This window comes from Micromonospora sp. KC721 (assembly GCF_004348355.1).
Taxonomy (GTDB): Bacteria; Actinomycetota; Actinomycetes; order Mycobacteriales; family Micromonosporaceae; genus Micromonospora.
Genome location: NZ_SMJY01000190.1, coordinates 1 through 11,691, shown reverse-complemented (window position 1 = coordinate 11,691; position 11,691 = coordinate 1). Strand labels below are relative to the sequence as shown.

Genomic DNA, 11,691 nt, shown 5'->3' with positions numbered 1-11,691 from the left:
GGGATAGCACCAGATACGGCATCCGGCGCCACCGCACGACGCCCGGACCGCGTCGGACCATCGCGGCCTTCGCCCCCGCCGCGCCGCCGGATCCGGGGCACGGCGGGTGCGGGTTTGGCGGGTTGTGCGGGGTGGGCAGGATGAGCGCGTGCCGACCCCACCACCCACGGACGTCATCGCGCCCCACGACACCAGCCACGACGAGATCGAGACCCGGGCCGAACTCGACCAGCGGCTGGCCAGCGGAAGCCTGGCCGGGCTGACCGTCCAGGGGCTCCGCCTCGACCTCGACCCGGTCCCCGACCTGACCACCGTCGACGTGACCGGCACCCTCTTCGTGGGCTGCCGGTTCACCGACCGGGAGGTCGGCGCCGACCTGGTGCGGCGTGGCGCGAACGTGGTGCCGCCCTTCTCCGGGCTGCCGTACCCGACCCAGCCGTCACACCTCTACACCCCGGACGACCTCGCGGCCGGCTTCGCCGAAGGCGGCTTCGCCGGCATGTACGACACCCGGGTGTACGCGCACTTCCGCGCCCACGGCGGCGCGCTGCCGGACGTGAAGGAGGCGCTCGGGCAGCGGCTGCACGACCACGGCGTCGACAACGCCCTGGCCGACGCGACCCGTGCCTGGCTGACGACACACGGCCCACAGTCGGTGGTGGGCGTGATGGGCGGGCACGCGGTACCGCGCGGCAGCGTGCCGTACCGGATGGCGGCCGTGCTGGGCTGGGAGCTGGCCCGGGCCGACCGGTTGGTGGTGACCGGCGGCGGCCCTGGCGTGATGGAGGCGGCGAACCTCGGCGCGTTCCTCGCCGCCTGGCCGGCCGACGAGCTGACCACGGCGATCGACCTGCTGGCGACCGCCCCCGACTTCACCGACCACGACCGCTACACCGCTGCGGCACTGGCCGTCCGCCAGCGGTACGCCACCGCACCGGCCGTCCCGCAGCAGCGGCAGCCGGGGCTGGACTGGGCCCGCACCGGTGGACTGGCCATCCCCACCTGGCTGTACGGCCACGAGCCGGCGAACCTCTTCGCCGGGCGGATCGCCAAGTACTTCTCCAACGCCATCCGGGAGGACACCATCCTGCGGCTGGCCCGGGGCGGGATCGTCTTCGCGCCCGGCCGGGCCGGCACGGTGCAGGAGGTGTTCCAGGCGGCGACCAAGACGTACTACGGCACCGACGGGGCAAGCGGGGCGTACGTCTTCCTGGACCGGGCGTACTGGACCCGGGAGCTGCCGGTGGAGTCGCTGCTGCGGCCGCTCCTCGCCGCCTCCCCGTTCGGTGACCTGTCCACCACCGTGCACCTGACCGACGACGTGCACGAGGCCATCCGGGTGCTCACGGCGACGGCGTGAACGCGCCGACGGCCGGCGTCCCGGATCGGGGACGCCGGCCGTCGTGCCGTCACGCGCAGGTCACTTCAACTTGGTACCGGTGGAGCGCAGGTGCTCGCACGCCTCCACGACCCGGGCGGCCATGCCGGCCTCGGCGGCCTTGCCCCAGACGCGCGGGTCGTACATCTTCTTGTTGCCGACCTCGCCGTCGACCTTGAGCACCCCGTCGTAGTTGCGGAACATGTGGTCCGCGACCGGCCGGGAGAAGGTGTACTGGGTGTCGGTGTCGATGTTCATCTTCACCACGCCGTAGTCCAGCGCCTCCCGGATCTCCGACAGCAGCGAGCCGGAGCCGCCGTGGAAGACCAGGCTGAGCGGCTTCTCCTTGCCGTACTTGGCGCCGACCGCCAACTGGATGTGGTTGAGCACCTCGGGGCGGAGCTTGACGTTGCCCGGCTTGTAGACACCGTGCACGTTGCCGAAGGTCAGCGCCGCCATGTAGCGGCCCTTCTCGCCCAGGCCGAGCGCCTCGACCATGGCCAGGCCGTCCTCGACGGTGGTGTAGAGCTTGTCGTTGATCTCGTTCTCGACGCCATCCTCCTCGCCGCCGACGACACCAACCTCGATCTCCAGGACGATCTTGCCCTTGGCGGCCTCGTCGAGCAGCTGCGCGGCGATCTCCAGGTTCTCCGCGACCGGCACGGCCGAGCCGTCCCACATGTGCGACTGGAACAGCGGCTCCTGACCGTTGCGCACCCGCTCCTGCGAGATGGCCATCAGGGGGCGGACGAACTTGTCCAGCTTCTCCTTCGGGCAGTGGTCGGTGTGCAGCGCGATGTTGACCGGGTACTTCTTGGCCACCTCGTGCGCGTACGCGGCGAAGGCGACCGCGCCGGTGACCATGTCCTTGATCGACGGGCCGGAGAGGTACTCGGCGCCACCGGTGGAGACCTGGATGATGCCGTCGCTCTCCGCGTCGGCGAAGCCCTTCAGCGCCGCGTTCAGCGTCTGCGACGACGTCACGTTGATCGCGGGGTACGCGAACTGGCCGGCCTTGGCCCGGTCCAGCATCTCCGCGTAGGTCTCAGGGGAAGCGATGGGCATGTCGAACGCTCCTTACTTACCGCTCTCGGCCGCGCTGGCCGCTGTCTTCCGTCGGTTGCGCCGGACCGCGCTGTCCACCGCCGGAAGTATCCCGTAGGAGCTGGCGATCGACACAACCGCCCCGGTACCCGCCCACCAGGGCGGTCACCGGCGCTCCAGCCGGTCCGGCACGACGACGCTGATCAGCCAGCTCACCACCGCCATCACGATCGCTCCCCAGAACGCCGCCCAGAAATTGTCCACCCGGAACGGCAGGTCGAGCCCGCGCGCGATCCAGTCGGTGAGCAGGAACAGCAACGCGTTGACGACCAGCGCGATCAGACCGAGCGTGAGCAGGTAGAACACGCAGCCGACCACCTTGATGACCGGCTTGAGCACCGCGTTGACCACACCGAAGATCAATGCCACGGCGAGCAGGGTGAACACGGTGTTCGCGCCGGTGCGGCCGGAGACCTCGACCCCGGGCACGACCAGGGTGGTGACCCACAGCGCGATCGCTGTGATCACCAGCCGGATCAGGAATCCCACGCCCTCATCCTGGCACCGCCGGCGGCCGCCGGTGGCATGATCTACCGAGTCCGCTTGCCCGCCTGCCGGGCGACAACCGGCGACAACCCGTACCGTGTGGGGAGAAATCCGCCGGAACTCAGGAGGACGACGATGGGTTACCCCGAAGAGGAGTTCACCCCGAGCGACCACCTCAGCCCGGAGGAACGCGACCTGGAGGCCGAGCCGGCCGACGCGGTGGAGCAGTCCGTGGTGGCCGGCCCCACCGAGGACGACGGCGAGCCGCACCGCGGCCTGGAGGTCGCCGACTGGGACGCGATGGAACAGGCCCGGGTGGTCACCGCCGACGAGGACGACTACCGCTGACAGCGGGCGGGTGCGGGTCACCCCATCGGGGTGATCCGACCCGGGTGCTCCGCCACCCACTGCGCCAGCCGGTCCTGGCGCAGCGCGGCGAGGAACTGCGGCGTCGCCACCGGGTCCATCCCGACCAGCCAGCTCCGGCCGGCGGGCGCGCCGACCGGCAGGTTGATCCCGACCGGATCGAGGGACTTCAGCTCCGGCACCACCCGGAGCAGGTCCAGCAGCGATGGTCCACCGCTCGCCACAGCCATCTTCGCCCCGACCGTGGCGACCAGCGCGGAGAGCCGGGCCGGATCATTGAGCACGCCCTGTTCCCTGGCCCTGCGGACCAGCCCGGCGGCGAAGATCTGGGCGGTACGGTCGCGGTCGAAGGCGCCGTCGGGCAGCCCCCGCCGCTGGCGGAGCAGGTCGACCGAGGCCGCGCCGTCGAGTCGCTGACAGCCGGCTCGGAAGACCCGCGCGGTGTGCACGGAAGTGACCCGGCTGGGCAGGCAGACCTCCACCCCGCCGACCGTGTCGGTCAGCTCGCGCAGCACGGGATAGGTGAGTACCGCGCCCGCGTCCAGGCGCACACCGGTGAGGTCGGCGACGGTGCGGCTGGTCAGCTCGTACCCCCGGGACAGGTCGGGACGGTCCACGCCGGCGCCGAACGCGAAGGCGGCGCTCAACTTGTCGGTGCCGTGACCCGGGATCGGTACCTCCAGGTCACGCGGCAGGGAGATGAGGTAGGCCCGGCTGCGGTCGGCGGGAACGTGCACCAGCAGGACCGAGTCGGCCCGCCGCACCGGCTGCCGCGTCGAGCCGTCGACGCCGACCAGCAGGACGTTCAGTGCCCCGCTGCGGGCACCCGGATCCCCGCTCAACACCCCTGACCCGGCCCGTTCCACCGGCAGGCCGACAACCTGCGGTGCCGCCAGGCCCAGCAGGACCAGCACCGCCAGCGCGGTGGTCCCGACCTGGAGGCGACGCCGGCGTCGGCGACGCCGTACGACCAGCCTGTCGATGGCCGCTCTCAGCGGAGCGACCGGCGGGGTCAGCTCCTCGTGGCGGGCAAACGCAGCTCGCAGCTCCATCTCCTCGATCATGAGCAGACCTCCACATGTTCGGTGCGCAGCGTGGCGAGGGCGCGAGAGATGGACGAACGGACGGTGCCGACGGCGCAGCCGAGGATCTCGGCGATCTCCGCGTCCGGGAGGTCCTCGTAGTAGCGCAACACCAGGCTCGCGCGCTGTCGGCGGGGCAGCCGGGCCAGCCAGGACCAGACCTGGTCACGGTCCACCGCGTCCTGCGCATGGTCGACGGTGACCGGCACCGCATCCTCCGGATCGCCGCGCAGCAACACCCGGCGTACCCAGGAGCCGCGCCTCCAGTCGACGTACTGGTTGGTGAGCATCCGGCGGACGTAACGCTCCGGCGAGTCCGCCCGCGCCACCCGCCGCCAGTTCAACTGGACCCGCACCATCGTCTCCTGCACCAGGTCCTGTGCCTGGTGCGGGTCGCCGGTCAGCATGACCGCGTACCGCAGCAGAGCGGTCAGCCGCGAGTCGGTGAACTCCTCGTACGTCACTGCACCTCCCAGGGTCCCGCTCCTGTTGACGGAGATGGACCGGCGGAACGTTGCGAGGGCCCGTCGCCGGGCGGCGAGTCCGTAAGCTCCGCTGGCTCCACCGGCCTGACCCTGCACGAGCATGGTCTTGGTTTGGCTGCCCTGGACGCGTGGGCGCCGGGCGCTCCGCTGTGGCGTCGGCACCGAGCTGATCTTCGCCATTCTGGCCTGCAAGTCGGAGCCGGTGGACCCGCGACTGTGAGCCACCGTCACACCCCGGCCGGGGTTGTCGCTCCGGCCCGGGTGTGACGTCACGCACCAACCGGAAAGGGGCGGCACCTACACTACGGGGCGTGCCGTCGCCGGTGGCGGACGAACCGTCACCATCCACAGGCAGACTCGGAGGTCACCCGCGATGCCCACCACCACGCTCGCCCTAGGGCCGGACTGGCTGGATCCGGAGTGGCTCATCTCCACGTTCGGGCTGCTCGGCATCCTGGTGATCGTCTTCGCCGAGTCCGGCCTGCTGATCGGTTTCTTCCTGCCGGGTGACTCGCTGCTGTTCACCGCCGGGTTGCTCACCGCCGACGGGCAGTACATCAAGTACCCGCTCTGGTTGGTGTGTCTGCTGATCACCCTCGCCGCGATCGCCGGCGACCAGGTCGGTTACGCCTTCGGGCGCAAGGTCGGGCCGGCGCTGTTCCGGCGGCCGAACTCCCGGCTGTTCAAGCAGGAGAACGCGATCAAGGCGCACGAGTTCTTCGAGAAGTACGGTGCCCGGTCGATCGTGCTGGCACGGTTCGTGCCGATCGTGCGGACCTTCACGCCGATCGTCGCCGGGGTGAGCCGGATGCGCTACCGGACCTTCGTGATCTACAACGTGGTCGGCGCCATCCTCTGGGGCACCGGCGTCACGGTGCTCGGCTACTTCCTCGGCCAGATCCCGTTCGTGAAGGCCAACATCGAGATGATCCTCATCGGGATCGTGCTGCTCTCGGTGATCCCGATCGCGGTGGAACTGCTGCGGGCGCGGTTGGCCGCCAAGCGGGGCACCACGCCCGAGGAGGTGGCCGCCGCCGAGGAGGCGATCCGGGAAACCCGCGAGCACTACGGGCAGTACTGACGGACAGGACCAGCTGGCCGGCCCTTCCGAGGACCGGCCAGCGTGGTATCTGTCCACGAACCCCTGCTGACACGATGACGGCTTGCCGTTGACGGGCAGGCGTCATCGTCCGGTGGCACCACCCCTGGGTACGCCACCGAACGTCGCCCCGGGCGGGGCGACGAGCGGATCAGGGGTCAGCGGGCCTTCTTGGTGGCCCGCTTGCGCGGCGGCGTGAGCAGGTCCGCGATCGTCGCGATCGCGGACGGCACCAGCCGGTAGTAGGCCCACACACCGCGCTTCTCCCGCTCCAGCAAGCCGGCCTCGGTGAGGATACGCAGGTGGTGGCTGACCGTCGGCTGCGAGAGGCCGAGCGGCGCGGTCAGGTCACACACGCACGCCTCGCCCTCGGGCGCCGACTGGATCAGGCTGAGCAGCCGCAGCCGGGCGGGGTCGGCGAGGGCCTTGAGGACCCCCGCGAGCCGCTCGGCATCGGCTCGTTCGATCGGCTCGCCGGCAAGCGGCGAGATCTGAGGCATGGTCATTTCAGCCAACGCAGTTCCCACGTATTCCATCCTTCCACCAGCAGCATCGATCCGCCTGCATATCAGCAGATCTGAATCGGCAAACTTTTACGCCAGAAGGTCGAGGTCAGCCAACGTATAGGCGGCCCGGTACGACAATCCGGCGGCACGTACGGCGTCCCCAGCGCCACGATCAACAATAACCGCCACACCCACCACCTCTGCCCCGGCCTCGCGAAGTGCCTCGACCGCGGTCAGCACACTGCCCCCTGTCGTCGAGGTGTCCTCCACCGCGAGTACCCGCCGGCCGGCGATGTCAGGCCCCTCGATCCGACGTTGCAGACCGTGCGCCTTGCCGGCCTTGCGGACCACGAAGGCGTCCACCGGATGGTCGGCCTCTGCGGCCGCGTGCAACATCGACACGGCGATCGGATCCGCGCCCAGGGTCAGCCCACCGACGGCGTCGTACTCCCAGTCTGCGGTGAGATCACGCATCACCCGGCCGACCAGCGGTGCGGCACGGTGATGGAGCGTAACGCGGCGCAGATCGACGTACCAGTCCGCCTCACGGCCGGATGAGAGCACCACTCGGCCATGGACCACAGCCAGGTCGATGATGAATTTGCGCAGGTCGTCGTGGTCGCCCATGGCGATAGAGGTTACTGCGCGAGTCTGTGCCCCGTGTGCGGGGTCCTGCCGGGTCAGCCTGCCGAGCGACCGACGAGTGGCGATGGACCGCTACGCTGTGCGACTGCCCTGCGAGGCAGTAGGGTGGTCGGCCAACCCCGTCGGGCGAGCTCCTCCGGTCAGTCGTCGGCCGGCCCGACCCGCCCGCGCCGGTCCCGGTACGCCAGCCGCAGCAGCCGGCGCGGCGCGTGCCGCAGACCCGCCACGGCGAGCTTGTACTTCCAGTCGGGAACGCTGACCTGTTTGCCTTTGCGCAGGTCACGTAGGGCTTCGGCGACCACGTCGTCGGCTCTGAGCCACATCCAACGCGGCGTGCCGGACATGTCGATGCCGTTGCGCTCGTGGTAGCCGGTGGCCGTGTAGCCGGGGCAGAGCGCCATCACCCGTACGCCGAACGGCCGCACCGACAGGTCCACCGATTCGCTGAAACTCGTCACCCACGCCTTGCTCGCCGGATACGTCGACCCCGGCATCACCGGCCCGAACCCGGAAACTGAAGAGACATTTATCACTGCCCCGTGGCGTCGTTCCGTCATCGGACCGAGGGCCGCCAGAGTCAGTCGCAGCACGGCGTGCACGTTCAACCGGAGCAGCCGTTCCTCGTCCTCCACGCTGGACCGGAGGAAGGACCGGTCCAGGCTGATCCCGGCGTTGTTGACCAGCAGGTCGACCGGCGGCCCGGCGGCGAGCCGGCGGGTGACCGGTGCGCAGCCGTCGACGGTGGACAGGTCGGCGGGGATCGTCTCCACCCGGTGGCCGTACCGGTCGGTCAGCTCGGTGGCGACCTCCGCGAGCCGGTCTGCGGTGCGGGCCACCAACACCAGGTCCGCGCCGTCAGCGGCGAGCCGCCGGGCGAATGCCGCCCCGATGCCGGCGGTGGCGCCGGTGACCAGCGCCCGTCGCGTGCTGCCCGGGTGGTCGGCGGTCAACGCGACTCCTTCCACTCCGGCGGCCGCGCGCCCTGCGGCGGGTGAAGATGGTACGGGTTCTGCGGCGGGGCGGCCGGCTGCGCGGGGCGGTGCGCACCGAACCAGCGGTGCGCCGCGGGGAGGGCGAGCAGCACGGCCACCACAAGGTAGCCGAGCAACTGAGCCACCGAAAGCCCCGCGTTGACCGGCAGCCACCAAGCCGGGTACGCCTCGCCGAGCAGCGGTAGCAGCCCGGGGTCGCCCACCTCCAGCGGAGCGGCCCGCTGCCCGACCAGCGCGGCCAGGGTGCAGCAGCCGCCGAGCAGGCCCAGCCCGCTGACCACCCACGTGGACAGTTGGGCACCCCGGCGACCGGCGAGCAGGCCGACCGCGAGGCCGACCAGCACCAGGCCGACCAGGACCGTCACCATCGCCGAGACGATGGTGCCGACCCGGAGCAGGGTCACCATCGCGCTGATGTCGTCGGCGTCCGCGCCGGTGCCGGCCGCGGCACGGAACCGGTCGACGGTGCCACCGAGGGCGAGCAGGGCCGTGACGGCGTAGGCCACGGCCCCGAGGGTCATCAGCGCCAGTACCACCGCCGCCAGCGTGACCGAGGCCGGTCGGCGGGCCGGCACGGCGGCGGGCCGGAACTCCGGCGCCTGGTGCGGGTACGACACGACGATTCCCTCCGGTAGGCGTCGGGTTGCAACCTACTCGGAGGAAACCGTCGCGTCGCTGCTACGCGCCCGTCAGGAGGTGGACGGCGGGCTGCTGTCCCCCGACTGGCCGGGGCCGTCGGCGGGACGACCCGGGTCACTCTGACCGGCCGACGGCGCGTCGGGCGTGCCCGACGGCGCGGAGGACTCTCCCGGTGAGGAGGGCGGCGGCGCCTGCCACTCCGCACCGGTCGACGGCTGCGACTGACCCGGAGCCGTCGGGTAACCGGGCTGACCCGGAGCCGCCGGGTAACCCGGCTGCGGGTAGCCCGGGGTGGCCGGGTAGCCCGGATAGGCGGCACCCGGGGCGGGCGGCTCCCAGGCCGGCTGCGGCTTGCGGAAGAACTCGTTCGCCTTCGGCAGCGCCAGCAGGATCAGCGCCACCAGCAGGGACAGCAGGGTGAGCACCGCCAGCGTCGTGGTGACCGGGGTGTACCAGGAAGGCAGGGCCTCCTCCAACCGGCGGGCGACCTCGTCGCCGCTGGGCATGTCACCGTCGGTCGGGCCGCCGGTGGTGCCGATGCCGTTGGCGAACCCGCCGGCCGTGTTGAGGCCGCAGCAGCAGAACAGGATGCCGCCGAGCACCCAGGTGGCGATGCGGGTGCCGTTCATGCCCCGGTTGTTGAACAGGCCGAGCACGGCGAGCACGATCGCCAGCAGCAGCCCGACGATGGCGCCACCGATGATGGCCGCCATCGCGAAGGTGGCGACCTCCTGTGCGCCGTTCGCGGCGGTGCCGCGGTACGCGTCGTCGAGCGCCTCGCGGACCGTGCCGGCGGTGGCCAGCGCGATGATCAGGCTGATCACCTGGAGCAGAGCGAACAGAATCAGCAGGTAGCTGGAAATCGTCACTACGGCCGGCCGGGCGCGGGCCGGTGTGTGCTGGGAATCGACCACGATTCTCCTTCCCTTGGATCGCGCCCACACCGTATCCACTGCGGCCCACCCGCGCGCGCCGGAGCAGCGCCGGAGGGTCGTGGCGTGCCCGGCCGCGTTCAGCCGGTCTGCGCGCGTACCCGCCGGTGTTCGCCGGTCACCACCGCGAGCAGGAAGAGGTCGAGCGCCAGCGTGGCCACCGCGCCGAACTGGTTGACCGTGAAGTTGAAGACCTGGCCGAACAGCAGGTTGACCAGGAGGGCCAGCTTGAACAGGCGGAACGCGCCGGCCCGGTCGGGGCGCAACAGGAACGCCGCCCGGATGCCCAACACCGCGGCGACCAGCGCGGCGGCCGACACGCCGAGCAGCGCGCCCCACTCCCGCGCCTCGTCCAGCCGACCGGTCACCCCGTCCACCACGACGGACACCACGTTGGTCACCGGCTCGGCGACCAGGTAGATCACCACCAGCGCGACCACCCAGCGCGCCGTGATCACCCGGACCGCCCAGGTACGCAGCCACGCCAGCCACGGCTGCCAGAACCGGCGGGGTGGCGGCTCCCGGCGCGGTACCGCGTCGAGCAGTTGGGACACCGCGTACTCGACCTCCGGGCCGGCACCGCGCACCATCCGCAGGGTGGTCACCCGGCGCCGGTCGGTCAACCCCCGGCCGACCCCGCCCACCACGGTGTCCAGGGCGTTTGCCACCCGCTCGCCCGAGGTGAGCGTCATCCGGTCACGCACCGCCTGGGTGATCACCACGAGCAGGGCGAAGACGGCGTAGATGATGGAGGCCGCCGGCCGGTAGAAGTAGTCGGTCTCGGCGGTGACGAATTTGCCCACCTCGTCGATGAACAGGCCGAAGCCGATCCCGCCGACGATCGCACCGGTCATCCGGGCCGTGCCGCCCAGGAAGACCAGGGCCACGCCCAGCCCGAGGGCCATCAGCAGGCCGCCCCAGAGCACATGGGCGAGGTGCAGGCCGCCCCCGCCGAGCTGCGGATAGCCGGTCGCCAGAAGGTAGGCCCGGGTGGCCAGCACCGTCGCCACCCCGGCCAGTACGAACCCCTGGAGGTAGCCGGCGGCGCCCACCGCACGCGGTGGGAGACGGCGACGACGGGACGGTGACACCGCTCCGAGACTAGTGGCCCCGCCGCCGGCCGTGGGCGTACTCCCCTGCGGTGGGCCGACGACGGCCGCTGGCCGCGTGGCAGCCGTCCCGGTGCCACGGCCTGCCGGGTGGGATCAGTGGGTGACCGGCCCGGCCGGATCGTGCGGGTCGGACGTCGCCGCACCAGGGGGCGGCGTCGCGGCGGGCGGGAACTGCGGCGGCACGCCGTGCGCGCGGGGGTCGGGGCAGACCATGTAGCCGGGCGGCAACATGAACGTGACCGGTGCCGGTGGGCGTACGGCGTGCTGGGCCGGTGGCACGAACCAGCGCTGCGCCACCGGCAGCGCCAGCAACACCACCGCCGCCAGGGTGAGCAGGAAGACCAGCACGGTCCCACCGGTGGCGGTGCCGAACAGGATGTCGTCGCGCAGGCTGAAGGAGGCATCGGGTGGGTAGAGGGTGTCGAGGAACCTGGATTGCTCGCCGAGGACGCCTTCCACGGCCGTGTCCCACTCCTCGGCGTCGGCGTCGGCGTCGGCGTCGGCGACACCGAACATCAGCGGGATCGCCAGCGCCCCGGAGCAGCCCTGGCCGCAGGTGAGCAGCAGCTGGCAGCCGCCGGCCACGAAGACCAGGATCCGGGCGGTGTTGCTGCCCCGGCGCACACCGACGGCGGTGGCCCCGAGCCATCCGGCGAACAGCAGCGTGGGCACGCCCAGAAGGCAGGTCATGAAAACGTTGCCGAACCGCTCGCTGCGGACCTCCTCCGGGTCCGCGTCGGGCACCAGGCGGGCGGCCCGGTCGATCTGCCCGTCCCAGTCCACGGCCTGCCACACGAGCACGCCGGCCAGGGCGAGCAGGACGACCACCGCGGTGATCTGCAACCACGAGGCGGTGGTGACGGAG

The 11,691-nt window shown here is 71.4% G+C and carries 13 protein-coding genes and 1 pseudogene; 3 read left to right on the top strand and 11 right to left on the bottom strand.

The genetic code is table 11. The annotated features are described in order from the left end of the window. Positions 1–148 precede the first annotated feature (148 nt). Complete coding sequence (locus E1182_RS24915; RefSeq protein WP_207921507.1) at positions 149–1,360, top strand: LOG family protein; 1,212 nt, start codon at positions 149–151, stop codon at positions 1,358–1,360. Between the two features lie 60 nt (positions 1,361–1,420). On the opposite strand, the gene fbaA is transcribed toward E1182_RS24915, so the two are convergent. Then, entirely contained in the window at positions 1,421–2,443 is a 1,023-nt protein-coding gene (gene fbaA / locus E1182_RS24910; RefSeq protein WP_132269594.1) for a class II fructose-bisphosphate aldolase, read from the bottom strand. Between the two features lie 144 nt (positions 2,444–2,587). Continuing rightward, the gene (locus E1182_RS24905) at positions 2,588–2,971 is read right to left on the bottom strand and encodes a phage holin family protein (protein ID WP_132269592.1); all 384 of its coding nucleotides are present in this window, start codon (positions 2,969–2,971) and stop codon (positions 2,588–2,590) included. 132 nt (positions 2,972–3,103) lie between these two features. Here E1182_RS24905 and E1182_RS24900 point away from each other — a divergent pair, with 132 nt between their 5' ends. Next, a complete protein-coding gene (locus tag E1182_RS24900; RefSeq protein ID WP_132269590.1) occupies positions 3,104–3,316 on the top strand; it encodes a hypothetical protein in 213 nt (70 codons plus the stop codon). Between the two features lie 17 nt (positions 3,317–3,333). On the opposite strand, the gene E1182_RS24895 is transcribed toward E1182_RS24900, so the two are convergent. Together E1182_RS24895 and E1182_RS24890 are read right to left on the bottom strand one after the other, a co-directional pair. Continuing rightward, a complete protein-coding gene (locus E1182_RS24895) occupies positions 3,334–4,386 on the bottom strand; it encodes an LCP family protein (RefSeq protein ID WP_243706407.1) in 1,053 nt (350 codons plus the stop codon). 8 nt (positions 4,387–4,394) lie between these two features. Continuing rightward, a complete protein-coding gene (locus E1182_RS24890; RefSeq protein WP_132269586.1) occupies positions 4,395–4,880 on the bottom strand; it encodes a SigE family RNA polymerase sigma factor in 486 nt (161 codons plus the stop codon). 394 nt (positions 4,881–5,274) lie between these two features. Between E1182_RS24890 and E1182_RS24885 the strand changes: the two genes are divergently transcribed. Further along, positions 5,275–5,982, top strand: coding sequence for a DedA family protein (locus E1182_RS24885; protein WP_132269583.1), 708 nt, complete (start codon positions 5,275–5,277; stop codon positions 5,980–5,982). Between the two features lie 176 nt (positions 5,983–6,158). Here the strand turns inward: E1182_RS24885 and E1182_RS24880 are convergent, their stop codons facing one another. The 7 genes and pseudogenes from E1182_RS24880 to E1182_RS31295 form a co-directional block, all read right to left on the bottom strand. Beyond that, positions 6,159–6,536: a helix-turn-helix transcriptional regulator gene (locus E1182_RS24880; protein ID WP_007454255.1), complete on the bottom strand. Its 378-nt coding sequence runs from the start codon at positions 6,534–6,536 to the stop codon at positions 6,159–6,161. Between the two features lie 57 nt (positions 6,537–6,593). Then, positions 6,594–7,133, bottom strand: coding sequence for an orotate phosphoribosyltransferase (pyrE, locus tag E1182_RS24875; RefSeq protein WP_132269581.1), 540 nt, complete (start codon positions 7,131–7,133; stop codon positions 6,594–6,596). Positions 7,134–7,291: 158 nt separating this feature from the next. Further along, complete coding sequence (locus tag E1182_RS24870; protein WP_132269578.1) at positions 7,292–8,101, bottom strand: SDR family oxidoreductase; 810 nt, start codon at positions 8,099–8,101, stop codon at positions 7,292–7,294. Further along, complete coding sequence (locus tag E1182_RS24865) at positions 8,098–8,760, bottom strand: hypothetical protein (RefSeq protein ID WP_243706405.1); 663 nt, start codon at positions 8,758–8,760, stop codon at positions 8,098–8,100. The genes E1182_RS24870 and E1182_RS24865 overlap by 4 nt, the downstream gene beginning before the upstream one ends. Before the next feature lie 72 nt (positions 8,761–8,832). Beyond that, positions 8,833–9,696 (bottom strand): hypothetical protein, encoded by an 864-nt coding sequence (locus E1182_RS24860; protein WP_132269576.1) that lies wholly within the window; start codon positions 9,694–9,696, stop codon positions 8,833–8,835. A 98-nt stretch (positions 9,697–9,794) separates the two neighbouring features. Next, the gene (locus E1182_RS24855) at positions 9,795–10,805 is read right to left on the bottom strand and encodes a hypothetical protein (RefSeq protein WP_132269574.1); all 1,011 of its coding nucleotides are present in this window, start codon (positions 10,803–10,805) and stop codon (positions 9,795–9,797) included. A gap of 114 nt (positions 10,806–10,919) precedes the next feature. Further along, a pseudogene (locus E1182_RS31295) lies at positions 10,920–11,691 on the bottom strand (hypothetical protein); the annotation flags it as partial.